Annotated in this window: 21 protein-coding genes and 1 pseudogene; 10 read left to right on the forward strand and 12 right to left on the reverse strand. The window is 63.5% G+C overall.

Annotated features, from left to right (window positions below):
• Positions 1 to 197: 197 nt before the first annotated feature.
• Both ACLEJP_RS20395 and ACLEJP_RS20400 read left to right on the forward strand, forming a co-directional pair.
• On the forward strand, positions 198 to 1,451 hold the full coding sequence (locus tag ACLEJP_RS20395; protein WP_289130572.1) for an OprD family porin: 1,254 nt from the start codon (positions 198 to 200) through the stop codon (positions 1,449 to 1,451).
• A 151-nt stretch (positions 1,452 to 1,602) separates the two neighbouring features.
• Positions 1,603 to 2,115 (forward strand): Mpo1 family 2-hydroxy fatty acid dioxygenase, encoded by a 513-nt coding sequence (locus ACLEJP_RS20400; protein ID WP_440809276.1) that lies wholly within the window; start codon positions 1,603 to 1,605, stop codon positions 2,113 to 2,115.
• Positions 2,116 to 2,169: 54 nt separating this feature from the next.
• On the opposite strand, the gene pcaC is transcribed toward ACLEJP_RS20400, so the two are convergent.
• The 9 genes from pcaC to pcaR all read right to left on the reverse strand — a co-directional run bounded on the left by pcaC (position 2,170) and on the right by pcaR (position 11,761).
• Entirely contained in the window at positions 2,170 to 2,562 is a 393-nt protein-coding gene (pcaC, locus tag ACLEJP_RS20405) for a 4-carboxymuconolactone decarboxylase (RefSeq protein WP_047583944.1), read from the reverse strand.
• Positions 2,563 to 2,572: 10 nt separating this feature from the next.
• On the reverse strand, positions 2,573 to 3,364 hold the full coding sequence (gene pcaD / locus ACLEJP_RS20410; protein WP_440809280.1) for a 3-oxoadipate enol-lactonase: 792 nt from the start codon (positions 3,362 to 3,364) through the stop codon (positions 2,573 to 2,575).
• Between the two features lie 11 nt (positions 3,365 to 3,375).
• Positions 3,376 to 4,728: a 3-carboxy-cis,cis-muconate cycloisomerase gene (locus ACLEJP_RS20415; protein WP_440809282.1), complete on the reverse strand. Its 1,353-nt coding sequence runs from the start codon at positions 4,726 to 4,728 to the stop codon at positions 3,376 to 3,378.
• 9 nt (positions 4,729 to 4,737) lie between these two features.
• Entirely contained in the window at positions 4,738 to 6,027 is a 1,290-nt protein-coding gene (locus ACLEJP_RS20420) for an MFS family transporter (protein WP_289130581.1), read from the reverse strand.
• A 174-nt stretch (positions 6,028 to 6,201) separates the two neighbouring features.
• Positions 6,202 to 7,407, reverse strand: coding sequence for a 3-oxoadipyl-CoA thiolase (gene pcaF / locus ACLEJP_RS20425; protein ID WP_440809432.1), 1,206 nt, complete (start codon positions 7,405 to 7,407; stop codon positions 6,202 to 6,204).
• Positions 7,404 to 8,183 carry a CoA-transferase subunit beta gene (locus tag ACLEJP_RS20430; protein WP_440809285.1) on the reverse strand — a complete coding sequence of 260 codons (780 nt, stop codon included), beginning with the start codon at positions 8,181 to 8,183 and terminating at the stop codon, positions 7,404 to 7,406. Before ACLEJP_RS20430 ends, pcaF begins: the two co-directional genes overlap by 4 nt.
• Positions 8,180 to 9,040, reverse strand: a complete 861-nt coding sequence (locus ACLEJP_RS20435; protein ID WP_225779103.1) for a CoA transferase subunit A — start codon at positions 9,038 to 9,040, stop codon at positions 8,180 to 8,182. Before ACLEJP_RS20435 ends, ACLEJP_RS20430 begins: the two co-directional genes overlap by 4 nt.
• A 158-nt stretch (positions 9,041 to 9,198) precedes the next feature.
• A complete protein-coding gene (locus ACLEJP_RS20440) occupies positions 9,199 to 10,545 on the reverse strand; it encodes an MFS transporter (RefSeq protein ID WP_440809286.1) in 1,347 nt (448 codons plus the stop codon).
• Between the two features lie 325 nt (positions 10,546 to 10,870).
• Positions 10,871 to 11,761: a pca regulon transcriptional regulator PcaR gene (gene pcaR, locus ACLEJP_RS20445; RefSeq protein ID WP_225779105.1), complete on the reverse strand. Its 891-nt coding sequence runs from the start codon at positions 11,759 to 11,761 to the stop codon at positions 10,871 to 10,873.
• 485 nt (positions 11,762 to 12,246) lie between these two features.
• On the opposite strand from pcaR, the gene ACLEJP_RS20450 reads away from it, so the two are divergent.
• Both ACLEJP_RS20450 and ACLEJP_RS20455 read left to right on the forward strand, forming a co-directional pair.
• The gene (locus ACLEJP_RS20450) at positions 12,247 to 12,447 is read left to right on the forward strand and encodes a hypothetical protein (RefSeq protein WP_440809288.1); all 201 of its coding nucleotides are present in this window, start codon (positions 12,247 to 12,249) and stop codon (positions 12,445 to 12,447) included.
• A 310-nt stretch (positions 12,448 to 12,757) separates the two neighbouring features.
• Positions 12,758 to 14,230 carry an inorganic phosphate transporter gene (locus tag ACLEJP_RS20455; protein ID WP_289130595.1) on the forward strand — a complete coding sequence of 491 codons (1,473 nt, stop codon included), beginning with the start codon at positions 12,758 to 12,760 and terminating at the stop codon, positions 14,228 to 14,230.
• 91 nt (positions 14,231 to 14,321) lie between these two features.
• On the opposite strand, the gene ACLEJP_RS20460 is transcribed toward ACLEJP_RS20455, so the two are convergent.
• Entirely contained in the window at positions 14,322 to 15,797 is a 1,476-nt protein-coding gene (locus ACLEJP_RS20460; protein WP_440809290.1) for a helicase HerA-like domain-containing protein, read from the reverse strand.
• A 166-nt stretch (positions 15,798 to 15,963) separates the two neighbouring features.
• Here ACLEJP_RS20460 and ACLEJP_RS20465 point away from each other — a divergent pair.
• The 5 genes and pseudogenes from ACLEJP_RS20465 to ACLEJP_RS20485 all read left to right on the forward strand — a co-directional run.
• Positions 15,964 to 16,980 (forward strand): annotated as a pseudogene (locus ACLEJP_RS20465) (HAMP domain-containing protein); the annotation flags it as partial.
• Between the two features lie 93 nt (positions 16,981 to 17,073).
• The gene (locus ACLEJP_RS20470; RefSeq protein WP_440809435.1) at positions 17,074 to 17,838 is read left to right on the forward strand and encodes a methyl-accepting chemotaxis protein; all 765 of its coding nucleotides are present in this window, start codon (positions 17,074 to 17,076) and stop codon (positions 17,836 to 17,838) included.
• 175 nt (positions 17,839 to 18,013) lie between these two features.
• On the forward strand, positions 18,014 to 19,135 hold the full coding sequence (locus ACLEJP_RS20475) for a glycosyltransferase family 4 protein (protein WP_440809293.1): 1,122 nt from the start codon (positions 18,014 to 18,016) through the stop codon (positions 19,133 to 19,135).
• Entirely contained in the window at positions 19,128 to 19,892 is a 765-nt protein-coding gene (locus ACLEJP_RS20480; RefSeq protein ID WP_440809295.1) for a DUF2334 domain-containing protein, read from the forward strand. The genes ACLEJP_RS20475 and ACLEJP_RS20480 overlap by 8 nt, the downstream gene beginning before the upstream one ends.
• Positions 19,889 to 20,881 (forward strand): lysylphosphatidylglycerol synthase transmembrane domain-containing protein, encoded by a 993-nt coding sequence (locus ACLEJP_RS20485; protein WP_440809297.1) that lies wholly within the window; start codon positions 19,889 to 19,891, stop codon positions 20,879 to 20,881. Before ACLEJP_RS20480 ends, ACLEJP_RS20485 begins: the two co-directional genes overlap by 4 nt.
• Positions 20,882 to 21,138: 257 nt before the next feature.
• Here the strand turns inward: ACLEJP_RS20485 and purU are convergent, their stop codons facing one another.
• Positions 21,139 to 21,990: a formyltetrahydrofolate deformylase gene (gene purU / locus ACLEJP_RS20490; RefSeq protein ID WP_023662871.1), complete on the reverse strand. Its 852-nt coding sequence runs from the start codon at positions 21,988 to 21,990 to the stop codon at positions 21,139 to 21,141.
• Between the two features lie 285 nt (positions 21,991 to 22,275).
• Here purU and mvaT point away from each other — a divergent pair, with 285 nt between their 5' ends.
• On the forward strand, positions 22,276 to 22,653 hold the full coding sequence (gene mvaT / locus ACLEJP_RS20495) for a histone-like nucleoid-structuring protein MvaT (RefSeq protein ID WP_170032265.1): 378 nt from the start codon (positions 22,276 to 22,278) through the stop codon (positions 22,651 to 22,653).
• Positions 22,654 to 22,737: 84 nt separating this feature from the next.
• On the opposite strand, the gene sbcB is transcribed toward mvaT, so the two are convergent.
• Positions 22,738 to 24,171 carry an exodeoxyribonuclease I gene (gene sbcB, locus ACLEJP_RS20500; RefSeq protein WP_440809299.1) on the reverse strand — a complete coding sequence of 478 codons (1,434 nt, stop codon included), beginning with the start codon at positions 24,169 to 24,171 and terminating at the stop codon, positions 22,738 to 22,740.
• Positions 24,172 to 24,197: the final 26 nt, after the last annotated feature.

Raw genomic sequence — 24,197 nt, forward strand, 5'->3', positions numbered from 1 at the left:
CAGGAAAACAATTAACCAACCGGAACATTCCGTTCGATTATCGCCCGCTTCCGTTTGCGGCGAATTGCCTCACCCCAGCCCTACCCCGCACCATCCTCCCCACGCAACGTTGCCCCGGTTCATCCCCAAGACCCGCACCTGCAGGCCGCATCCTGCAGCACACCGGCTCGCCCATAAAAACAAGAGATCCACGACAGATGAGCACTTTGCAACCCGCACGCCAGCTGCTGCCCGGCCTGTTGGCCCTGTCCTGCGCCTTCCCGCTGTACGCCGCCGAGAGTGGCTTCATGGAGGACGCCAAGGCCACCCTCAACCTGCGCAACTTCTATATCAACCGCAACTTCGTCGACCCGGCCCACCCGCAGGCCAAGGCCGAGGAATGGACGCAGAGCTTCATCCTCGACGCCCGCTCCGGTTTCACTCAGGGTACCGTCGGTTTCGGCGTGGACGTACTGGGCCTGTACTCGGTCAAGCTCGACGGCGGCAAAGGCACCACCAACACCCACCTGTTGCCGGTGCACGACGATGGCCGCCCCGCCGATGACTTCGGCCGCCTGGGCGTGGCGCTGAAAGCCAGGCTGTCCGAAACCGAACTGAAAGTGGGTGAATGGATGCCGGTACTGCCGATCCTGCGCTCGGACGACGGCCGCTCGTTGCCACAGACCTTCCGTGGTGGCCAGCTGACCTCGAAGGAAATCGCCGGCCTGACCTTGTACGCCGGCCAGTTCCGCGGCAACAGCCCGCGCAACGATGCCAGCATGGAAGACATGTCGCTGAACGGCAAGGCGGCGTTCACCTCCGACCGCTTCAACTTTGCCGGCGGCGAGTACACCTTCAACGACAAGCGCACCATGATCGGCCTGTGGGACGCGCAGCTCAAGGACATCTACCGCCAGCAGTACCTCAACCTGGTGCACAGCCAGCCGCTGGGCGACTGGACCCTGGGCGCCAACCTGGGCTACTTCACCGGCAAGGAAGACGGCGCCGAACGCGCCGGCGAACTGGACAACCGCACCGCCTCGGCCCTGCTCTCAGCTCGCTACCAGGGCCACACCTTCTATGTCGGCCTGCAGAAGGTCAGCGGCGACAACGCCTGGATGCGGGTCAACGGCACCAGCGGCGGCACCTTGGCCAACGACAGCTACAACTCCAGCTTCGACAATGCCAAGGAGCGCTCCTGGCAGGTGCGCTACGATTTCAACTTCGCCACCGTCGGCGTACCCGGCCTGACCCTGATGAACCGCTACATCAAGGGTGACAACGTCACCGCAGGCGCCGTGGACGACGGCAAGGAATGGGCGCGGGAGACCGAACTGGCCTATGTGGTGCAGTCGGGCAGCTTCAAGGACCTGTCGCTGAAATGGCGCAACTCCACCATGCGCCGGGACTTCAGCACCAACGCGTTCGATGAGAACCGGTTGATCGTGAGTTACCCGCTGAACCTGCTTTGAACCACTGGATATGGCAGTGCAGGCCGCTGCCATTCGCCTGGCTGATGATGGTGGTGGCGGCGGTCTATCCTGAGCTATATCGGCTTGCAGCACCGGCCTCTTTGCCGGTGCCTGCAAGACACCCCGATCCGGCAAACCAGGGAGGCACACCATGAAGAACCTCGTCGACCACCTGAGCCAATACGCCAGCTACCATCGCGACCCACGCAACATCGCCACCCACTTCGTGGGCATTCCCTTGATCGTACTGGCAGTCACCATCCTGCTGTCACGCCCAGGCTGGGACGTGGCCGGCATGTGGCTTTCCCCGGCACTGCTGGGAGCGGCGGCGTCGGTATGGTTCTACCTGCGCCTGGACCTGCGCTTCGGGCTGGTGATGGGCGTGTTGCTGGGGCTGTGCCTGTGGGTCGGCCAGGTGCTGGCGGTACAGTCCACTGCACTGTGGCTTGGCAGTGGTCTGGCGGCGTTCGTGGTGGGTTGGATCATCCAGTTCGTCGGCCACTACTACGAAGGCCGCAAACCGGCATTTGTCGACGATGTCAGCGGCCTGATCATCGGGCCGCTGTTCGTGGTGGCGGAAGCGGCGTTCATGCTGGGCCTGTGCCCAGCCCTGAAGCAGGCCGTCGAGCGCAACGCCGGCCCGGTTGTGGCGCGCTCGTTGTAGAAGCGACCTTGCGTCGCGATGGGCCGCGAAGCGGCCCCAGGATTCCAGCAGGGCTCAGCTACGTGATTCCACCCCCAGCTCATCCCACACCGACTCGGCCAGGTGGAAGGTGGCATTGGCCGCCGGAATGCCGCAATAGATCGCGCTCTGCATCAGCACTTCCTTGATTTCATCGCGGGTCACGCCGTTGTTGGCTGCCGCGCGCAGATGCAGCTTCAGTTCGTCATTGCGGTTCATGCCGATCAGCATGGCGATGGTGATCAGGCTGCGTGTGTGCCGCGGCAGCCCCGGACGAGTCCAGATGTCACCCCAGGCGTGGCGGGTGATCATTTCCTGGAACTCGCCATTGAAGTCGTTGAGCTTTTCCAGGCTGCGGTCCACATGGGCATCGCCAAGCACTGCGCGGCGTACTTGCATGCCGGCGTCGTAACGTTGTTTCTCGTCCATGACGATAGCCTCAGTGAGCCAGCAGGAAGTCGAGCACGCGGCGGCTGAACGGCTCGCCGACCTCGACGTTGGACAGGTGCGCAGCCGGGAAGTCGATGTACTCGGCACCGTCGATCGCGGCCTGCATGAAGCGGCCGTGCTCCGGCGTGGTGACCACGTCTTCGGTACCGGCCACGATCAGTGTCGGCACCTGGATCCGGCCCAGTTGCTCGCGGTAGTCGGCATCGCGCACCGCCGCGCAGTTGCTGGCATAGCCTTGCGGGCTGGTCTGCGCCAGCATCTGGCATATGCGCTGGGCCTGGGCTGGCTGGGCCTTGGCAAACCCTGGGGTGAACCAGCGGGCGATGGAGGCATCGCGCAGGTCGACCATGGCCTGCTGGCCGCCCTTGAGCACGGTGTCGATCCGGCTGTTCCACACTTCGTCGTTGGCTATCTTGGCGGCGGTGTTGCACAACGTCAGGCTGCGCAGGCGCTGGCCGGCATGGATGCCCAGCCACTGGCCGATCAGGCCGCCCATCGACAGGCCGACGAAGTGCGCCTTGGCGATGTCCAGCGCGTCGAGCAGGGCCAATACGTCACGGCCCAACTGCTCGATGGTGTACGGGCCGTCAGTGACCAGTGATGCGCCGTGGCCACGGGTGTCGTAGCGTAGCACCCGCAGGTGCTGGCTCCACAGCGGGACCTGCGTATCCCACATGCCCAGGTCGGTGCCGAGCGAGTTGGACAGGACCAGCACCGGGGCGTTTTCCGGGCCATCGATCTGGTAGTTCAAAACGCCATCGGCCAGTTGCAAATGCGCCACAGCGGTCTCCTTCAGGCAGTAAAACGTTGATGTTCGGATACGGCGCGTGCCACCCAGACACGCGCTTGGCCCAGGTAATGGGCAGGGTCGAGCAAGCGGTCGAGTTCTTCGCCAGACAGTTCGGCACTGACCTGCGGTTCTTCGCCCAGCACCGCACGCAAGTGACGCCGCTCGGCCACGGCGCGCTGGCAGCATTGCTCCAGCAGGTGGTGGGCGCGGTCGCGGCCAACCCGCTGGGCGAGGACGATGCTCACCGCCTCGGCCAGCACCAGCCCCTGGGTCAGGTCGAGGTTGGTGCGCATGCGCGCGGCATCCACCTCCATGCCCTCGGCAATCACCTGGGCCTGGCGCAACGCACCGGAAACCAGGCAGCAGATCTCCGGCAGGGTTTCCCATTCGGCATGCCACAGGCCGAGGCTGCGTTCGTGCTCCTGGGGCATGGCGGCAAACAGCGTCGAGACCAGGCCCGGCACGCGGGTCGCCGCACCGATCAGCACAGCGGCACCCACCGGGTTGCGTTTGTGCGGCATGGTCGAGGAGCCACCCTTGCCTGGCGCGGAAGGCTCGAACAGCTCCCCCGCCTCGGTTTGCATCAGCAGGCTGACATCGCGGCCAAACTTGCCCAGGCTGCCAGCGACCAGGCCCAGCACTGAAGCAAACTCCACCAGGCGGTCACGCTGGGTGTGCCAGGGCTGCTCGGGCAGGCTCAGCTGAAGCTGAGCGGCCAGGGCTTCGGCTACCGGCATTGCCTTGCTGCCGAGGGCGGCCAGGCTACCCGAGGCGCCACCGAACTGCAGCACCAGCAGGCGTGGCCGCAGTTCCTGCAGGCGTTGCCGGTGACGGCTCACGGCACCCAGCACACCGGCCAGTTTCATGCCCAGGGTCACCGGCGTGGCGTGCTGCAGCCAGGTGCGTCCTACCAGCGGTGTGTCGGCGTGCTGCAAGGCCTGGCGGGACAGGGTAGCGGCCAGCCTGGCAAGGTCGGCCTCGATCAGGTCGAGGGCTGCGCGCAACTGCAGCACCAGGCCGGTATCCATCGCATCCTGGCTGGTGGCACCCAGGTGCACGTAGCGCTCGGCCTCGGGCACGCCACTGGCAATCACCTTGCCCAACGCCTTCACCAGGGGGATGGCCGAGTTGCCAGCGCTGGCAATCGCGTCGGCCAGCGCGCGCACATCGTAGCGCTCGGCGTGGCAGGCCGCCTCGATGGCCCCGACGGCGCTGTGCGGGACCAGCCCGGTCGCCGCTTCGGCACGTGCCAGCGCCGCTTCGAAATCGAGCATGCCTTGCAGCCGGCCGCGGTCGGAGAATATCTCGCGCATGGCCGGGGCGGTGAAGTAGGCGTCGAACAGTTGGTTGGTCATGCCACGTCCTTAATCATCGTGGTGCAGGTACGCCGCCTGCTTGGGCAGGCGCAGGCTGAACAGGAAAGCAATCGCCATCATCGCCGTCACGTACCAGTAGAAAGTGTTTTCCATGCCCAGGGACTTCAGGCCCAGGGCCACATATTCGGCCGAACCGCCGAACGCCGCGTTGGCCACCGCATAGGCCAGGCCCACACCCAACGCGCGCACCTGCGGCGGGAACATCTCGGCCTTCACCAGGCCGCTGATCGAGGTGTAGAAACTGACGATACACAGCGCCAGGGTAATCAGCACGAAGGCCATGAACGGGCTGCTCACGGTTTTCAACGCCATCAGCAGCGGCACCGTGAACAGTGTCCCCAGGGCGCCGAACAGCAGCATCGAATTGCGCCGGCCGATACGGTCGGAAAGCATGCCGAAGAATGGCTGCAGCACCATGAACAGGAACAGCGCACCGGTCATCACGTAGCTGGCGTTTTTTGCCGTCATGCCCGCCGTGTTGACCAGGTATTTCTGCATGTAGGTGGTGAAGGTGTAGAAGATCAGCGAACCACCGGCGGTATAGCCAAGCACGGTAATGAAGGCTGCCGCATGGTTGCTGAACAGGCCCTTGATGGTGCCGGCCTCCTTGCTCTGGCGGACTTCGGCGCTACTGGTCTCGTGCAGTGAGCGGCGCAGCATCAGCGAGATCAGCGCGGCGATGGCACCCACCACGAACGGAATGCGCCAGCCCCAGGCGCGCAGCTCGTCCTCGGTGAGCAACTGCTGCAGGATCACCACCACCAGCACCGCCAGCAACTGGCCGCCGATCAGGGTGACGTACTGGAACGAGGCGAAGAAACCGCGCTGGCCGCGCAGGGCCACTTCACTCATGTAGGTAGCGGTGGTGCCGTACTCGCCACCTACCGACAGGCCCTGGATCAGGCGGGCCAGCAACAGCAACGCCGGGGCCCAGGTGCCGATGCTGGCATAGGTGGGCAGGCAGGCGATCATCAGCGAGCCGAAGCACATCATCAGCACCGAGATCATCAGGGAGTTCTTGCGTCCATGGCGGTCCGCGAGGCGACCGAAGATCCAGCCACCGATCGGGCGCATCAGAAAGCCCGCGGCGAACACACCCGCCGTGTTCAGCAACTGCACCGTAGGGTCGTCGGAGGGAAAGAAAGCCGGGGCAAAGTAGATGGCACAGAAGGCGTAGACATAGAAGTCGAACCATTCCACCAGGTTGCCCGAGGAGGCACCAACGATAGCGAAGATGCGTTTGCTGCGTTCTTCGCCGGTGTAATAGGTTGAGGTCATGGTGAGTTCACTCCTGGAGGGTCGCAGGTAATTCTAGACACACCTGGTAACACGCTCGTTCCGCCTTGGCCTTGCGTCCAAGGTTCGGCCTCCTCGCCAACACGCCTGCCCGCACAGCAGGAGGCGTGGTCCCTGCTGTAGGAGCGGGCGTGCCCGCGAAGAGGCCGGTACAGGTCAAACCCGCTCGATGGCCAACGCCAGACCCTGCCCAACGCCCACGCACATGGTCGCCAGGCCTTTACGCCCACCGCTCTTCTCCAGCTGGTGCAGCGCCGTCAGTACCAGGCGCGCACCGCTCATGCCCAGCGGGTGGCCCAGGGCGATCGCGCCGCCGTTGGGATTCACCTGCGGCGCATCGTCGGCCACGCCAAGCTCACGCAGCACGGCCAAACCTTGGCTGGCAAAGGCTTCGTTGAGCTCGATCACATCGAAATCGTTCACTGCGATACCCAGGCGCTCGGTCAGCTTGCGCACCGCCGGCACCGGGCCGATGCCCATCACCCTCGGCGCGACACCGGCACTGGCCATGCCCAGGACCCGTGCACGTGGGGTCAGGCCGTGCTTCTGCACCGCTTCGGCCGAGGCCAGGATCAGCGCCGCAGCGCCGTCGTTCACGCCCGAAGCGTTGCCTGCGGTGACGGTCTTGTCCGGGCCGTTGACCGGCTTGAGCCGGGCCAGGGCTTCCAGGGTCGTCTCCGGGCGCAGGTGCTCATCATGCGCGACGACAGTTTCGCCTTTCTTGTGGGCGATACGCACCGGCACGATTTCTTCGGCAAAGAAACCGGCGGCCTGGGCAGCGGCGGCCTTGTGCTGGCTGCGCAGGGCGAAGGCGTCCTGGTCGGCGCGCGAAACCTGGTAATCATCAGCCACGTTGTCGGCGGTTTCCGGCATCGAATCGACACCGTACTGGCTCTTCATCAGCGGGTTGATGAAACGCCAGCCAATGGTGGTATCTTCGAGCTTCATGTTGCGCGAGTAGCCGCTCTCGGCCTTGCCCATGACGAACGGGGCACGCGACATCGACTCGACGCCGCCGGCGACCGCCAGCTCCATTTCGCCGCTGGCGATGGCGCGGAACGCGGTACCGATGGCATCCATGCCCGAAGCGCACAGGCGGTTCAGGGTGACGCCGGGGATGCTCTGCGGCAGGCCGGCCAGCAACAGGGCCATGCGTGCCACGTTGCGGTTGTCCTCACCGGCCTGGTTGGCGCAGCCGAAGAATACTTCATCCAGCTGCTCCCATTGCACGCTGGGGTTGCGCTCGATCAGCGCCTTCAGCGGCACGGCGGCCAGGTCGTCGGCACGCACGCCGGCCAGCGCGCCGCCGAAGCGGCCGATCGGGGTACGGATGGCGTCACAGATGAATACGTCGCGCATCAGGCTTCTCCTGCCACCTGGCCATGGGCCGCGGCGGTGCGGGCTTCGAGGTCGCGCAGGGCGGACAGCTCGACTGCGGTGGGTTCGGCAGTGGTCTGCACATCGTCGGCGAAGCGGATCGCCCAGCCAGTGGCGGCGATGATCTGTTCACGGCTCACCCCGGGGTGGATGGCGGTGACAACGAACTCGTTGGTGCCGGCTTCCGGCTCCATGATGCACAGGTCGGTGATGATGCCGACCGGGCCGTCGCCTGGCAGGCCAAGACGCTTGCGCGAGTCGCCGCCTTCACCGTGGCCGACCGAGGTGATGAAATCCAGCTTGTCGACGAAGGCACGCGGCGACTGCTTGAGGATGATCAACACCTGCTTGGCGGAACCGGCGATCTCCGGTGCGCCACCGGCGCCTGGCAGGCGGGTTTTCGGGGCGTGGTAGTCACCGACCACGGTGGTGTTGATATTGCCGAAGCGGTCGACCTGCGCGGCGCCCAGGAAGCCGACATCGATGCGGCCGCCTTGCAGCCAGTAGCGGAAGATCTCACCGGTCGGCACCACGGTGTCGGCGGTCTCGGCCAGCTCGCCATCGCCGATAGACAGCGGCAGCACGCTTGGCTTGGCGCCGATCGGGCCGGACTCGTAGATCAGCACCACGTCAGGCGACGAGGTCAGGCGCGCCAGGTTGGCGGCCTTGGACGGCAGGCCGATGCCGACGAAACACACAGCACCGTTGCGCAGGCGGCGGGCTGCGGCGACGGTCATCATTTCGGAAGTGGAGTAGCTCATTGTGCGGCCTCCGCAGTGCTGGCCAGCCTGGCCTTGAATTCGTTGAAATCGGCAGTGCCGCGGATGTAAGTGTCGATCCAGGCGGTGAACGTGTCGCGGTTACGCGCAATCGGGTCCCAGGCCTGGTAGAAGCGGTTGTCACGCTCGTAGTAGCCGTGGGCATAGGACGGGTGCGCGCCACCCGGCACCAGGCATACAGCGCTCAGGGCCCAGGTCGGCAGCACGCAGGCGTTCATGGGTGCTTGCAAATCGTCGACGATTTCCTCGACGGTAACGATGCAACGCTTGGCGGCCAGGGCAGCCTCCTTCTGTACACCAAGAATGCCCCACAGCAGCACGTTGCCCTTGCGGTCAGCCTTCTGCGCATGGATCACGGTCACGTCCGGGCGCACCGACGGCACCGCAGCCAGCACTTCACCGGTGAACGGGCAGGTCACGCTCTTGATCAGCGGGTTGACTTTCGGCAGGTCGGAACCGGCGTAGGCACGCAGCACCGCGAATGGCAGGCCCGAGGCACCCGCGACATAGGCGTTGGCCAGATCCGCATGGCTATGCTCTTCGATCTCGATAGCGTGCGGCCATTGCTTTTCGACGGCATCACGCAGGCGGTGCAGCGAACCGACACCCGGGTTGCCGCCCCAGGAGAAGATCAGCTTGCTGGCGCAACCGGCGCCGATCAGCTGGTCGTAGATCAGGTCCGGGGTCATGCGCACCAGGGTCAGGTCGCGCTTGCCCTGGCGGATGATTTCGTGGCCAGCGGCAGTCGGGATCAGGTGGGTGAAACCTTCCAAGGCGACGGTGTCGCCATCCTGGATGAACTGCTTCACGGCTTCGTGAAGCGAGAGAATTGCGGCCATTTGGAGACTCCTGGTCAGGATGCTTCGGTAAGCTCAGATTAAGGAGACTGGCAGGGGCCTTACAATCCGATAATCGACTATTTGGGCGATTATCGAACCAATTATTGCATCCCTACCTATCTCCTTTCGTTACCCGTACCAGCCCCTTCGCCGGCACCTCAGGTCGCGTCAGCGTGGCTTACCAGCCCTTTCACGATCACACCGACGGTCGCCAGCCCTGCCGGAACCAGCAGCGCCGTCAGCACCTGCTCGAAACTCCAGCCCAGGCCCAGCAGTGTCGCGCCACTCCAGGCCCCGAGAATCGCCCCGAAACGGCCGATACCCAGCATCCACGATACCCCCGTGGCCCGGCCCTGCGTCGGGTAGAAGCGCGCCGCCAGCGACGGCATGGCCGACTGCGCCCCGTTCACGCACATGCCGGCAACCAGGACCAGGGTAGCCAATAGCGTGATATTCCCCAGACTCTGCCCCACGGCGTAGGCGAACACCCCGGCCAGCAGGTAGAAAATACCGATCACCTTGTGCGGGTTGAAGCGGTCCATGGCCCAGCCCACACCGACGGCACTCAACACCCCGCCGAACTGGAACAGCGCGCCGATGAAGGCAGCCTGCTCCATGCTCGCACCGCTGTCGCGCATCAGCGTCGGCAGCCAACTGGTCAGCAGATAGACGATGACCAGGCCCATGAAATAGGTCAGCCACAACAGCACGGTGCCCAGGCCGTAAGTACCGGAGAAGATCACCGCAAACACGTTGCGTGCGGCCACGGCCTTTTGTTCCGGCACACTGAAGCTACCGGCCTCGGCCACTATCTGCGGCGCGATGGGCGACAGGGTCTTGCGCACCTTGTCGTTGCCACGGTTGCGCACCACCAGGAACCGCGCCGACTCCGGCAGCCAGGCCATCAGCACCAGTGCCAGCAGCAACGGCAGCACGCCACCGATGACCAACAGGCTGTGCCAGCCGTAGGCCGGGATCATCTTCGCAGAAATGAAGCCACCGCCAGCCATGCCAAGGTTGAAACCGCAGAACATGCTGGTCACCAGCAGCGACTTGAGCCGCTCGGGGGTGTATTCGGACAGCAGCGTGGTGGCGTTGGGCATACCTGCGCCAAGGCCCAGGCCGGTCAGGAAACGCAGCACCAGCAACTGGTCGACATTGGTGGCATAGGCCGATGCCAGGCTGAAGCCGCCGAACACCAGCACCGCCCCGACCAACACGCCCTTGCGGCCAAACCGATCGGCCAGCGGGCCGGAGCCCAGGGCACCGAACACCATGCCGATCAGTGCGGCACTCATGACCGGGCCGAGGCTGGCACGGTCGATCCCCCACTCCTGCGACAGGGCCGGGGCGATGAAGCCCATGGCGGCGGTGTCGAGGCCATCGAGGAAGACGATCAGGAAGCACAGCAGCACCACCCGCCATTGATAGCGGGACAGCGGCTGCTGATTGATGAACGACTGGACGTCGAGGCTTTTGCCGACGTTGGTTTGCGCTTGGTTCATTATTGTTATCCAGAATGAGGGCACAGCCAGGCCACTGCACGCGGTCAACCGGCACAGGAGGCAATCATTGGGTGAGAACGGCTTGTGTCAGCCTGGATACAACGGGACTGCGCGCGAGTACGGCCGCGCCAGCGGAGGGACAGTAGTCATGGTAAGTGCCTCTTGTATTTTTCTTGTTCGGTCAGCGCCGCCGACCGCTGCGAGAGACATTAATCAGCGGGCAGAAGTGAAGCAATTCGCCGCGAACGACACTGTGCGTTTATCGCACAGGAAACGGTTTTGCCTGTTCTCAATTTGAAAGGGGCAGCGTGCGCCCCTTGCTTGGTCAGCCAAACAACTGGTGGCAAAGGTCGCGGCTGGCGGCCAGCAGAATCGGCAGGAAGCGCTGCTCCAGCTCGCTGCGTGTCACCCGCCCGACATGGGTACTCACGTTCAACGCCGCCAACACCTGCCCCGAAGCGTCATACACCGGCACCGCTATCGAGCGCAGCCCCTGCTCCAGCTCCTGGTCTACCACGCACCAGCCCTGGGCACGCACCTGCTGGATACAGGCGAACAGCGACTCGGGGTCGTGCAAGGTACGGCTGGTTCGGGCCTTCAGGTCTGCGCGCTCCAGGTACTCGCGCAGGCTGGTATCGTCCATCGCCGCCAGCAGGATGCGCCCCATCGACGTGCAATAGGCCGGCAGGCGCCCACCCACCGACAGGTCGACCGAGATCAGCCGCTCCACCGTGGCTGAACGGGCTATATAAAGAATATCGTCACCCTCCAGGGTGGCCATGTTGGCCGCCTCGTGCAGCTGGTCACTGATACGGTCCAGGTAAGGCTGGGCGGATATCGCCAACGGCGTCGAGGACAGGTACGCATGGCCCAGCGTCAACACCTTGGGCAACAGCGAATAGGTGCGCCCGTCGGTGGTGGCATAACCCAGCTTGATCAGCGTGTGCAGGCAACGGCGTACCGCTGCCCGGGGAATTTCGGTGCGGTGGCTGATCTGGGCGATGGTCAGGTGACGCTTGCGTTCCTGGAAGGCCTGGATCACGGCCAGGCCACGCGCCAGGGAGGTCATGAAGTCCGGGTCGCCGGTGAAGGCCTGGATACGCTTGGCCGGCGATGCCACGATCGGCGGCGCCAGTGCTGTCGAGGCAGATCGCGCCTGCTCTGGAATGGCCGAGTCTGGATTGACGGAATCGTTGGCCAGCTTTTCGTCACTCATTGCATACCTCAAAAAAAACGCCTGCTCGTGCGATTATCGAACAAACGGCCGATAATCGCAATTGACCGCTGACACTTTTGCTTATACCTTTCTCAGGCCACTTGTGGCTTCTTTGGAGAGACTGGTCAGGTACCCACCGTAGAAGTCCCAGGCAACGGCCTCGCCTTTCAGGCGAGGCCGTTTTTCATTGCACAACCAGTCGAACACCTCTACCCGCTGCAGCGACGAACTTTTTCCTGTCTTGCTTTTCGAACTTGTACGACGGCAAACACTCTTGTCGGACGTATCCGTTACTTATGTCGGGAATGTCAGAGCCAGTAAATAACGGTGTTCAGCTAAATGTCGGTTGCTATAATCGACTTGGCAGGCCGCAGCGCTGCCGCGGCAACGAACCATCAGCGGTATCACGCCAGCGCGGCAACCAGGCATGCGCAAGCTGTACTGTACATGACAAACAGTGATCAAACTTAATTCAGGTAATGCATGTGACGAAAGATGAACTGCGCGCAGAACTGGAGCGCCAGGCTGAACGTTACAAGGACGTCTATGGTGGCGAAGTCACTACTTACGCCGCACAACCGGATCCGGAACGCAAACCTTGGCGCAAGCGTGCCAGCGTGCGTGACCAGGCCTTCAGCCAGGAACTGGAGCGTATGGAAAAGGAACTGCGTAGCGACAACTGCTGAACCGGATCTTGCCAGCGCATCGCCGCCCAGCCTGCCCGGGCGGGCTCGATCTTTACCGCCAGGCCGAAGATGAAATGGAATCACACAAATTTCATACAGCCGTTTGAATGGTAGCGAAGCGGATTTTTCGTAGGACTTTTAACGTTTTTCGTCGTGTTTCCCGCGTTTTGGCCGACATTTCCCTGAGCGCTGACGCCGCCGCGCACAGCATGCGCAACGTTGGAAGACTGCCATCGGTCTGTCGCAGATGCATCGATTGCCGCGGTTTTCTGGCATAATCCCGCCCCCCTATGACCGCCAGACAACCTTCATGATCGAATTATTCAGCGGACTGGATGCCTGGGTACTGGTGAGCTTGCTGCTCGCCCTGACCTTCGTACTCGCCTTCGAGTTCATCAATGGCTTTCATGACACCGCCAACGCGGTAGCCACCGTCATCTATACCAAAGCCATGCCGCCGCACCTCGCCGTGTTCTTCTCCGGCGTGTTCAACTTCCTTGGCGTTCTGCTCGGCGGTGTCGGGGTGGCCTATGCCATCGTGCACCTGCTGCCGGTAGAGCTGCTGATCAATGTGAACACCGGACACGGCCTGGCCATGGTCTTCTCGTTGCTGGCTGCGGCCATCACCTGGAACCTCGGCACCTGGTACTTCGGTATCCCGGCCTCCAGCTCGCACACACTGATCGGCTCCATTCTTGGCGTCGGCCTGGCCAACGCACTGATCAACGACATTCCGCTGGGCGACGGCGTCAACTGGCAGAAGGCGATCGACATCGCCATGTCGCTGGTGGTCTCGCCAATGGCCGGCTTTGCCGTCGCAGCCCTGGTGCTGATCGGCCTGAAGTGGTGGCGTCCGCTGTCGAAGATGCACAAGACCCCCGAGCAGCGTCGCAAGCTCGACGACAAGAAGCACCCGCCGTTCTGGAACCGCCTGGTACTGGTGGTTTCGGCCATGGGCGTGAGCTTCGTGCACGGTTCCAACGACGGCCAGAAAGGCATTGGCCTGATCATGCTGGTGCTGATCGGTATCGTCCCGGCCAAGTTCGTCCTCGACCTGAACAGCACCACCTACCAGATCGAGCGAACCCGCGACGCCACCCTGCACATGAGCCAGTTCTACCAGCGCAACGCCGCTACCCTGGGCGAGTTCCTGGCGCTGGGCAAGGCCAATGCCAGCGACCTGCCGGAGCAGTTCAGCTGCAACCCGAAGCAGACCGAACCGACCATTGCCGCGCTGCAATCTTCGCTGCAAGGCGTGACCGACTACCACAGCCTGGATGCGGAAAAGCGCGTTGAAGTGCGTCGCTACCTGCTGTGCCTGGACGACACGGCGAAAAAGGTCGGCAAACTGCCAGGCCTGGAAGCCCGTGAAAAGGCCGACCTGGAAAAGCTGCGCAAGGACCTGACCGCCACCACCGAATACGCCCCGTTCTGGGTAATCGTTGCCGTCGCCCTGGCCCTGGGCCTGGGCACCATGGTTGGCTGGAAACGCGTGGTACTGACCGTTGGCGAAAAGATCGGCAAGCAGGGCATGACCTATGCCCAGGGCATGTCGGCACAGATCACCGCAGCCTGCGCCATCGGCATGGCCAACGTGTTCGCCCTGCCGGTATCGACCACTCACGTGCTGTCGTCCGGCGTGGCTGGCACCATGGTCGCCAACAAGAGCGGCCTGCAAGGCGGCACCGTGAAGACCATCCTGCTGGCCTGGGTACTGACCCTGCCGGCGTCGATGGGCCTGGCGGCTGGCCTGTTCTGGCTGGCGTCGAAAGCCATTGGCTGAGTGACACCGCAATGAAAAAGGCGCCTGAGGGCGCCTTTTTCAATATCCGCGTAGGAGCGGGTTTACCCGCGAAGGCACCGTTACAGGCAACCTACCTTTTCCTGCCCCCCAGCAACGACCCCATCAACCCCCGCACCAACTGCCGGCCCAACTGGTTGGCCGCCTGGCGCACCGCCGACTTGATCGCCTGCCCCGCCGCACTCTGCAAAAACTCACCGGCCTTGTCGGCAAAGCTATCCTCATCCGCCTGGGGCTGTGGTGCCGGCTCTACCGGCTCGCCCTTGCGCTGGTTGAGCATTTCATAAGCCGATTCACGGTCCACCGGCTTGTCATAACGCCCAGCCAGCGGGGAAGCCGCAATCAGCGCACTACGCTCGACGGCGCTCAGCGGCCCGATACGCGACTGCGGCGGTGCAATCAACACGCGCTGCACCATCGCCGGCGTACCCTTTTCTTCCAGCGTCCCCACCAACGCTTCGCCAATGCCCAGCTCGGTCAGCACTGCCAGGGTGTCGAACGCCGGATTGGGGCGGAAACCATCTGCCACCGCGCGCAGCGACTTCTGTTCCTTGGCGGTGAACGCGCGCAGGCCATGCTGGATGCGCAGGCCCAATTGCGCCAGCACCGCATCCGGCAAATCCCCTGGCGACTGGGTGACAAAGTACACCCCAACCCCCTTGGAGCGGATCAGCCGCACCACCTGCTCCAGGCGGTCCTGCAACGCCTTGGGCGTATCGTTGAACAGCAAATGCGCTTCATCGAAGAACAACGCCAGCACCGGTTTGTCGGCATCGCCGCGCTCGGGCAACTGCTCGAACAGTTCGGCCAGCAACCACAACAGGAAGGTCGCATACACCTTGGGCGCCTCGTGCACCAGGCGGCTGGCGTCCAGCAGGTGGATGCGCCCACGGCCATCCGGGTCCGCTCGCAGCAGGTCCTCGAGCTGCAATGCCGGCTCACCGAACAGCGCCTCGGCGCCCTGCTGTTCCAGGGTAGCCAGCCTGCGCAACAGGGCCTGGGTAGAGGCCGTGGTCATCAGTGCACTGTCTTCACCGAGCAGTTGCGGGTTGTCCTTCAGGTGCGCCAGCAGCGCTTTCAGGTCCTTGAGGTCCAGCAGCAACAGGCCTTCACGGTCGGCCACCTTGAACGCGGCATACAGCGCCGCCTGCTGGCTGTCGGTCAACTCCAGCAAATTGCCCAGCAGCAGCGGCCCCATCTCGCTGAGGGTGGTGCGTAGCGGGTGCCCGGACTGCCCGGCGATGTCCCACAGGCTTACCGGGTAGGCCTGCGCCCGGTGGCCCAGCCAGGGCATGCCGGCGATGCGTTCGGCCACCTTGCCCTGCGGCGCGCCGGCAGCGCCCAGGCCGCACAGGTCGCCTTTGACATCGGCGGCGAATACCGCCACCCCCGCATCACTGAACGCCTCCGCCAGGTGCTGCAGTGTGACGGTCTTGCCGGTACCGGTGGCGCCCGCCACCAGGCCATGGCGGTTGGCCAGCCTCATCGCCTGTCCGACTGGCAAACCATCCGGGCCTGCGCCTACAACAATGGTCGAAAATTCCGACATCTCTTTAATCCTCTGCTCAAGCTTTACCTGAATTCGGCCGATACCTGTGGGTGATATTTGCCTTGATAGAGAGGGACAACCGAAAAGGGACTTTTCGGGATCTTGCACGGCTGCGATGCCTCGCGTGCAAACGCCTGATACAAACCTTAGCGGAACCGATTACGCCATGAATAAAAGCCTTCGTTTCAGCCACAAGATTCTTTTGGCCGCATCACTGATCGTGATACTTGCCTTCAGCCTTTTTACGCTCTACAACGATTACCTCCAGCGTAATGCGATCCGCGAAGACCTGGAAAGCTATCTGGCAGAAATGGGCGACTCCACTTCGAACAATATTCGCAACCTGTTCGAAGGCCGCATCAAGCTGGTGGAAAACCTCGCACAGAACATAGCCCAGGCGCCGGCCAGCTCCGACACCCTGCTGGGCCAGAATGCCCTTACTTCCAGCTTCCTCACGGTCTACGCGGGCAAGGTCGATGGCGGCTTCAGCGTGCGCCCCGATACGAAGATGCCGGACGGTTACGACCCGCGCACCCGCCCCTGGTACAAGGACGGCATGAATGCCACTGGCACCATCCTGACCGAGCCGTATATCGATATGGCCACCAACAAGATGGTCATCGGCATCATCAGCAAGATCGCCAGCAACGTCGGTGTGGTCGGTGGCGACCTGGCCCTCGACGGCCTGGTGCAGATCATCAACTCGCTGAACTTCGGCGGCATGGGCTACGCCTTCCTGGTCAACGACCAGGGCAAGATCCTGGTGCACCCGGACAAGGACCTGGTGATGAAGTCGCTGTCGGACCTATTCCCGCAGCACACGCCGAAACTGACCGGTGAGCTGACCGAAGTGCAGAGCGATGGCCAGACCCGCCTGCTGACCTTCACCCCGATCACCGGCCTGCCGTCGGCGAACTGGTACATCGGCCTGTCGGTAGACAAGGACAAGGCCTTCGCGATGCTCAGTACCTTCCGCACCTCGGCAGTGATTGCCACGCTGGTGGCGGTAGTGATCATCATCGGCCTGCTCGGCCTGCTGATCCGCGTGCTGATGCAACCGCTGCACACCATGACCCGCGCCATGGAAGACATCGCCGAGGGCGAAGGTGACCTGACCAAGCGCCTGCGTATCCACAACCACGACGAATTCGGCATCCTGGGCAGCGCTTTCAACCGTTTCGTCGAGCGTATCCACAGTTCGATCCGCGAAGTTTCCTCGGCTACCGAGCAGGTCAACGAAGTGGCCCTGCGGGTGATCAGCGCCTCCAACTCATCCATGACCAACTCTGACGAGCAGGCCAACCGCACCAACAGCGTTGCCGCAGCCATCAACGAACTGGGCGCCGCGGCCCAGGAAATTGCCGGCAACGCCGCCCAGGCTTCGCAGCACGCCAGCTCGGCGCGCCTGCTGGCCGAGGAAGGGCAGCAGGTGGTGGAGCGCAACATTGCGGCGATGAATCGCCTGTCCGACCTGATCGTCACCTCCAGCGCGCACATCGAGACGCTGAACAACAAGACCGTCAACATCGGCCAGATCCTTGAAGTGATCACCAGCATTTCCCAGCAAACCAACCTGCTGGCCCTCAACGCGGCCATCGAAGCGGCCCGTGCCGGTGAGGCCGGGCGCGGGTTTGCCGTGGTCGCTGATGAGGTACGCAACCTGGCCCACCGCACCCAGGAGTCGGCGCAGCAGGTGCAGACCATGATCGAAGAGCTGCAAGTCGGCGCCCGCGAGTCGGTCGAGACCATGGACCAAAGCCAGCGCCACAGCCAGGACAGCATGCAGATCGCCAACCAGGCCGGCGAACGCCTGGACAGCGTTACCGTGCGCATCGGCGAAATCGACGGGATGAACCAGTCGGTGGCCACCGCCACCGAAGAGCAGACCGCCGTGGTCGAAGCGATCAACATGGACATCAACGAAATCAACATGCTCAACCAGGAGGGCGTGGAGAACCTGCAGGCCACCCTGCGCGCCTGTTCCGACCTGGAGCAGCAGGCCAGCCGCCTGAAGCAGCTGGTGGGTAGCTTCCGTATCTGATCCAGGAACGCGTCGGCTTCTTCGCGGGCACGCCCGTGAAGGAGCCGACACCGCTCCCCGCCCTCCCCCCGCCCAACCCGATCGAACAAACTATCCTTCTGAAAGGTCAACTTTAAGGCGCGTCATCGCCGGCCCTTTACCGCCGGATGACAGACCCGAAGACGATCCCGGAGGGATGCTGATCGTGCACATCGCCGACATCACCATGTTCTACGCCCCCGCCAGCGGCGGCGTACGTACCTATCTTGATGCCAAACACCACCGCCTCGACGCCATCCACGGCGTGCGCCACAGCCTGCTGATACCCGGCGCCAGCGCGCAACATGCCGATGGCATCTATCAGGTGCCCGCACCGCCGCTGCCATTCGGCAACGGCTACCGCTTCCCGGTGCGCCTGGCCCCCTGGTGCAACGTACTGCGCAAGCTCAAGCCAGACCTGATCGAAGTCGGCGATCCCTACCTCACTGCCTGGGCGGCGCTGGAAGCGCGGCGCCAGCTGAACGTGCCGGTAATCGGCTTCTACCATTCCGACCTGCCGTTGCTGGTCAGCAACCGCATGGGCAACTGGTTCACACCCAACGTCGAGGCCTATGTCAGCAAGCTGTACGGCAATTTCGACCGGGTCCTGGCCCCTAGCCAGGTCATGGCCGACAAGTTGCGTCGCCTGGGCGTGCGGGACGTGCACGTGCAGCGCCTGGGCGTCGACCTGAGCACCTTCCACCCCAGCCGACGCGACCCGCAACTGCGTGCCGAACTGGGCATTGCCGATACCAGCCGCCTGCTGATCTATGCTGGCCGTGGCTCGCGGGAAAAGAACCTGCCGGTACTGCTCGACTGCATGCAGCACCTTGGCCGCCCCTACCACCTGTTGCTGGTGGGCTCGAACATGCCGGCCAACGTGCCGCAGAATGTCAGCGTGATCGACCACTTCTGCCCTGCCGCGGAAGTCGCCAGGCTGATGGCCAGCGCTGACCTGCTGGTGCATGCCGGCGACCAGGAAACCTTCGGCCTGGTCATTCTCGAAGCCATGGCCAGCGCCACGCCAGTGGTGGCCGTGCGCGCCGGTGCGTTCGGCGAGATCGTCAACGAACACTGCGGACGCCTGTGCCGACCGAACGATGGCCAGGCCATGGCGGACGCCGTGCGCGAGGCGTTCGAGGCCGGCGTACGCAAACTGGGGACACAGGCCCGCCGCCACGTCGAGCAGCATTATTCCTGGGACAACGTGGTTGCCGGCCTGCTGCAGCACTACCAGGCCGTGCTCGGCCACCAGCCGCAGGCACGCGCCCATGCTTGAGCCGTTGCCGGGTGCACGCAGCCTGATGCTGGTGTTGCACGATGTGGCCCCCGAAACCTGGCCGGACTACCAACCCTTCGTCCAGGCAGTCGACGCCATCGGCGGCGTGCCCATGACCTGGCTGGTGGTACCGGACTTTCACCAGCGCAACCCGCTGCTGCGCTCGCCCGCCTTCTGCCGCCTGCTCGAACGGCGCCTGGCACAAGGCGACGAGCTGGCCCTGCACGGCTACTACCATGCCGATGACAGCCCGCCACCGCATATGCTCCGCGAGTACTTCATGCGCCGCATCTATACCCATGAAGGCGAGTTCTATGCGCTCGACCAGCAACAGGCCCTGCAGCGCCTGCAGCACGGCCTGGCCGTGTTCGGCCAGCAGGGCTGGCCAGTGGCCGGGTTCGTCGCCCCCGCCTGGCTGATGAGCGAAGGTACACGCCAGGCCCTGCGTCAGCTGCCGCTGCGCTACACCAGCACGCCACAGCACCTGTATCGCTTGCCTGAATTCACCGCGGTCGAAGCCCCAGGCCTGGTGTGGAGTGCCCGCAGCGCCTGGCGCCGCGGCCTGTCACGGCTGGTCTGCGACTGGCAATGCCGGCGTTGGCGCGATGCCGATACCCTGCGCCTGGGCCTGCACCCGGTGGACATGCGTCATCGCAGCTCCCGCGAGTACTGGTTGAGCACCTTGCGCAAGCTCCTCGCCCAGGGCCGTGAACCGCTGACCAAGTCGGCCTGGCTGGACCGCAAGGTCGGCGCATGAACCGCCTGGCATGGCTGGGCCTGGCGCTGCTCGGCGCGGTGCTGGTGCCCGCCTTGCTCGGTGGCAGCGGGCTGCTGCCACGACTGCAGCGCTTCGACCCCAGCCTGCTGCTGACCCTGCTTGGCATGATCCTGCTGTGCTGGGTCATCAACACCGTTCGCCTGCGCCTGCTGCTCGGCCAGCAAGGTGCAAGGCTCGGGCGCCTGCGCAGCCTGGGCGTGGTGATGGCTACCGAGTTTGCCATCTGCACCACGCCCGGCGGCAGTGGCGGCCCCTTGACCCTGATGGCGCTGCTGGCGCGCGACCGCATCGGCCCGGCACGCAGCGGCGCGGTGTTCGCCATGGACCAGTTGAACGACCTGGTGTTCTTCTTCTGCGCCATGCTGGCGATTGCCGGCTACGCCCTGTTCCACAGCCTGGGGCGCAGCCAGCAAGGCATGTTGCTGGGCAGCGCGCTGCTACTGTGCACGGCCTTGGCCGCGGTGCTCGGGCTGTTGCGCTACCGGCGCACGGTGATGCGCCTGAATGGCCGGCTGTTGCGCCGCCTGGGCATCAGCCCGCGGCGCAAACGCCGCTGGGCGCGCAAACTGCTGCACTTCATCGATGCCCTGGCGCAAACCTGGCGCCTGCCGAAACGCACGCTGATCCTGGTTTTCACCCTGACCTGTGTGCATTGGGGGCTGCGCTACAGCGTGTTGTACCTGGTGTTGCAGGGGCTGGGGGTGAACCTGGCGTGGATACCCAGCTTTCTGGTGCAGATGCTGTCCCTCAGTGCCGGCCAGTTCAGCCTGCTGCCGGGCGGTGCCGGTGCCGCCGAGCTGACCTCGGCGAGCCTGCTGACGCCTCTGGTGGGCAGTTCGACCGCGGCGGCGGCGATCGTGATATGGCGGGCGGTTACCTACTACTTCTACCTGTTGGCGGGTGGCCCGGTATTCGTGTTTCTGCTGGCGCGGCCGTTGCTTGAGCGCTGGCGGCGTCAGGCGGGTTGAGCTGCTGCCAGAGCTCGGCGGCGCCAGGGAACTCGGTACCGTCGGTGTCGGCCAGGGCAGCGGGGTCGTAGCGGGCCAGGCAGCCTTCGCCGAGGGTGGGTGGGGCGGTGGCGGTGGGTTGGTTGCGCTGCCTGGTCATTGCTGTTCCCTTCAAGATTTGCCGGGGGCGCTTTGCGCCCCATCGCGACACAAGGCCGCTGCTAACAGAAATCGCGGTCCGGCATTGCGTCACGCATCCCGCAGCCAACCCGAGCCTGTCAGTCGAATACCACAGTCTTGTTGCCGTGCACCAGCACGCGGTCTTCGAGGTGATAGCGCAGGCCACGGGCCAGCACCATTTTCTCCACGTCACGGCCAAAGCGGACCATGTCATCGATGCTGTCGGCATGGCTGACCCGCACCACATCCTGCTCGATGATCGGGCCGGCATCGAGCTCCTCGGTGACGTAGTGGCAGGTCGCGCCGATCAGCTTCACCCCGCGCAGGGCAGCCTGGTGGTAGGGCTTGGCGCCGACGAACGACGGCAGGAAGCTGTGGTGGATGTTGATCACCTTCTCGGCATAGTCCTGGCACAGTTGCGGCGGCAGGATCTGCATGTAGCGAGCCAGCACCACCACGTCGGCAGCGTGCTCCTGCACCAGGCGCGACACTTCGGCGAATGCCGGAGCCTTGTCCTTGGGGTCGACCGGTACATGGAAGAACGGAATGCCGTGCCACTCGACCATGCTGCGCAGGTCGTTGTGGTTGGAAATCACGCAAGGGATCTCACAGTCCAGTTCATCGGTATGCCAGCGGTGCAGCAGGTCGGCCAGGCAATGCGATTCGCGGCTGGCCATCAGCACCACGCGTTTTTTTTGCGCCGAGTCGGTAATCCGCCAGGTCATGGAAAACTCTTCGGCAATCGGCGCAAAGGCCTCGCGGAAGGCCTCGATACCAAACGGCAGCGATTCGGCGCGAATTTCATGACGCATGAAGAACCAGCCGCTCTGCTCATCGGAGTGATGGCTGGCTTCGTTGATCCAGCCATTGTACAAGGCCAGGAAATTACTGACTTTCGCCACGATGCCAACACGGTCGGGGCAGGCGATCACCAGACGATAGGTGCGCATGAATGAGACTCCAGAACTTCGCAAAGGCGCTCATTCTAGCGGCCCGCCAGCAAAAACGCAGTATTGATCGCAACCGCCCGGGCTGGTGTATCTCACCCTGTGCCTCGCGCACGGCATCTGGCAGACAGGGCTAAATGCAGGGGTTAAATGTAAATTTTTGTTCACTTGGAGAAATGTTGTCACAGCTTAATTAACAATTGTTCGCCCAATAATATATTTACTTGAGCGTATCGCCTGTCTATTATTGGCCCCACACATTTCTGAACACGCATTAAGGAACACTCCATGTCCCTGATCAACGAGTACCGCGCCACCGAAGAGGCCATCAAGGAACTTCAGGCTCGCCTGGCCAATCTGTCGCAGGATGACAAGCTGAAGAAAGAACTGGAGTTCGAAGGCAAACTGCGCAACCTGATGGGCGAATATTCCAAGTCGCTGCGCGACGTGATTGCCCTGCTCGACCCCGATTCGAAACTGAGCAAGGCGCCGCGTGGTGCAGTCAAGACTACCGCGACCAAGCGCGCGCGCAAGGTCAAGCAATACAAGAACCCGCACAACAATGAAGTGATCGAAACCAAAGGCGGCAACCACAAGACGCTGAAAGAGTGGAAAGCCAAATGGGGTGGCGATGTGGTTGAAAGCTGGGCGACCCTGCTGGACTGATTGTCCGTCTGCGCCTGTTGCTTATCGCAGCAAGAACGCCGGCTCATTGCCGGCGTTTTTGTTTGCCTGCGTTTTCCCCGGCACTCAGCCAATGGCGAACCGTGCCTGCAACTGCTGGGCATGTTCCCGCCAGGCCTCGAGCACGCGCCGCCCCGCCTCGTCAGCCCCCGCCCAGGCCTGCTGGCGCGCCTGTTCGAAGTCGCCAAGGGTATTCGGCGCGCCCCATTTCGGGTCGCTCAGGCGCTGCTGACAGAAGCTGAACCAACGCTGCCGCTCTTCGCTGCTCAAGGTGTCGGGGAAGTTGCGCGCCCGGTAGCGGAACAACAGTTCCGGCAAGCGCGAGTCGTCGAACATCCAGTGCCCACGGCCCAACTGCGCCGGATCCAGCGCTCGAACTTGCTCGCATAGACGGCGGTCACGGTCCCCGAGAAAACCGTCATACAACTGTTGTTCCGGGTCGTCACCCGGGGCGAATTCTTCCTTGCCGTAGATGTGCTCCAGCTTGTCTTGCCATTGTGCTTGTTGCCTGGCCAGTTCTTCGCCGCGCACTTGTAACCGCGTCAAGTCCAGGCCCAGTCGTTGTTGATCGGCCGGGCGCAGAACCGATAGTGGCGCCAATACCGGGCAGCGGTTGATCTGGACCAGTTTCAACGGCACGGGTAGTTCGCCCTCGGCCAGTTGTTCATGCCGGGTATACAAGCGCTGACGCAGAACTTCAGCACTTTCCCGTAGTAAAGGTAGGGTTTCCTGATGCAAGTCGCAGACAACCAGGGCATTGCGATTATGCGGGTGCCACGCCAGTGGCAATACGACACCCAGGTAGTTGCGTGCCGCCGAAAAACGCCCGGATATATGTACCAGGGGCTGTAGCAAACGCACCTGGTCCATGACTTTATGCTTGCTGCGCAACTGGAACAGCCATTCATACAACTTTGGCTGTTTCTGGCGTATCAGACGCGCCAGGGCGATGGTGGCCCGCACGTCGGAAAGCGCTTCGTGGGCATGCCCATGGTCGATGCCATTGGCCTTGCTCAGCAGCTCAAGGCGCAGGCTGACACGCCCGTCCTGCTGCGGCCATTCGATACCGTCAGGGCGCAGGGCGTAGGCCGTGCGCACGATGTCGATAAGGTCCCAGCGACTGTTGCCGCCCTGCCATTCACGGGCATAGGGGTCAAAAAAGTTGCGGTACAGGCTGTAGCGGGTCACCTCGTCGTCAAAGCGCAGGGTGTTGTAGCCAGCGCCACAGGTGCCTGGCCGGGCCAGTTGCTCATGTACCCGGGTCATGAACTCGGCTTCGCACAGCCCTTGTTCAGCCAGCTGCTGCGGGGTGATGCCGGTTACCAGGCAGGCAGCCGGGTGCGGCAGTATGTCGTCGGAGGGCCGGCAATATAGGCTGATCGGCTCGTCGATTTCGTTGAGGTCGAAGTCGGTGCGCACGCCGGCCACTTGCAACGGCCGGTCGCAACGGGGATTGATGCCGGTGGTTTCGTAGTCGTGCCAGAAAATGCTGGAGGTCACGGGGTCGTCCTGTATCAAGGTCGACC

This window comes from Pseudomonas sp. SMV7 (assembly GCF_052041995.1).
Lineage (GTDB): Bacteria > Pseudomonadota > Gammaproteobacteria > Pseudomonadales > Pseudomonadaceae > Aquipseudomonas.

What these genes read in the sequence shown, in the direction of transcription:
- ACLEJP_RS20400 (WP_440809276.1), top strand. Translation starts at nt 1,603, where the DNA reads ATGAAGAACCTCGTCGACCACCTGAGCCAATACGCCAGCTACCATCGC.
- pcaC (WP_047583944.1), bottom strand. Translation starts at nt 2,562, where the DNA reads ATGGACGAGAAACAACGTTACGACGCCGGCATGCAAGTACGCCGCGCA.
- ACLEJP_RS20475 (WP_440809293.1), top strand. Translation starts at nt 18,014, where the DNA reads ATGCTGATCGTGCACATCGCCGACATCACCATGTTCTACGCCCCCGCC.
- ACLEJP_RS20470 (WP_440809435.1), top strand. Translation starts at nt 17,074, where the DNA reads ATGACCAACTCTGACGAGCAGGCCAACCGCACCAACAGCGTTGCCGCA.
- ACLEJP_RS20420 (WP_289130581.1), bottom strand. Translation starts at nt 6,027, where the DNA reads ATGACCTCAACCTATTACACCGGCGAAGAACGCAGCAAACGCATCTTC.
- ACLEJP_RS20415 (WP_440809282.1), bottom strand. Translation starts at nt 4,728, where the DNA reads ATGACCAACCAACTGTTCGACGCCTACTTCACCGCCCCGGCCATGCGC.
- pcaR (WP_225779105.1), bottom strand. Translation starts at nt 11,761, where the DNA reads ATGAGTGACGAAAAGCTGGCCAACGATTCCGTCAATCCAGACTCGGCC.
- ACLEJP_RS20395 (WP_289130572.1), top strand. Translation starts at nt 198, where the DNA reads ATGAGCACTTTGCAACCCGCACGCCAGCTGCTGCCCGGCCTGTTGGCC.
- ACLEJP_RS20460 (WP_440809290.1), bottom strand. Translation starts at nt 15,797, where the DNA reads ATGTCGGAATTTTCGACCATTGTTGTAGGCGCAGGCCCGGATGGTTTG.
- ACLEJP_RS20440 (WP_440809286.1), bottom strand. Translation starts at nt 10,545, where the DNA reads ATGAACCAAGCGCAAACCAACGTCGGCAAAAGCCTCGACGTCCAGTCG.
- ACLEJP_RS20480 (WP_440809295.1), top strand. Translation starts at nt 19,128, where the DNA reads ATGCTTGAGCCGTTGCCGGGTGCACGCAGCCTGATGCTGGTGTTGCAC.
- ACLEJP_RS20430 (WP_440809285.1), bottom strand. Translation starts at nt 8,183, where the DNA reads ATGAGCTACTCCACTTCCGAAATGATGACCGTCGCCGCAGCCCGCCGC.
- ACLEJP_RS20455 (WP_289130595.1), top strand. Translation starts at nt 12,758, where the DNA reads ATGATCGAATTATTCAGCGGACTGGATGCCTGGGTACTGGTGAGCTTG.
- purU (WP_023662871.1), bottom strand. Translation starts at nt 21,990, where the DNA reads ATGCGCACCTATCGTCTGGTGATCGCCTGCCCCGACCGTGTTGGCATC.
- ACLEJP_RS20485 (WP_440809297.1), top strand. Translation starts at nt 19,889, where the DNA reads ATGAACCGCCTGGCATGGCTGGGCCTGGCGCTGCTCGGCGCGGTGCTG.
- ACLEJP_RS20435 (WP_225779103.1), bottom strand. Translation starts at nt 9,040, where the DNA reads ATGGCCGCAATTCTCTCGCTTCACGAAGCCGTGAAGCAGTTCATCCAG.
- mvaT (WP_170032265.1), top strand. Translation starts at nt 22,276, where the DNA reads ATGTCCCTGATCAACGAGTACCGCGCCACCGAAGAGGCCATCAAGGAA.